The following is a 363-nucleotide window of genomic DNA, read 5'->3' on the forward strand; positions in this document are numbered from 1 at the left end:
GCCGTGAAGGTCTACTGGCAGACGTATAACCAGACGGCCGGTTACAACGACTATACCAGCCTGTCCGGTTACCTGACCTTCGCGGCCGGTGAGACGGTGAAGACGGTTCGCATCCCGATCACCAACGACGGCCTGGATGAAGTCAACGAGGCCTTCACCCTGGAACTGTACAACCCCAGCAACAATGTCACCCTGGCCAAGAATGTCGGAACGGCGATCATCGTCGACAACGATGCGCCTTCGGGTACACCGGTGATTTCGATCAGCGACTTCATTATCGACGAGGCGGCGGGTGAAGCCAGTTTCGTCATCATCCTGGATCGTCCCAGCTCACAGGTGGTGTCGCTGACCTATGCGACCCAA

1 protein-coding gene is annotated in these 363 nt (G+C 57.6%); it reads left to right on the top strand.

What is annotated here, in order from left to right:
* The coding region (locus ABAC460_RS47985) for a Calx-beta domain-containing protein (protein ID WP_035426709.1) at nucleotides 1-363 on the top strand (363 nt) is incomplete at both ends.

Origin of the sequence: Asticcacaulis sp. AC460 (assembly GCF_000495795.1) — a bacterium.
Classification (GTDB): domain Bacteria; phylum Pseudomonadota; class Alphaproteobacteria; order Caulobacterales; family Caulobacteraceae; genus Asticcacaulis.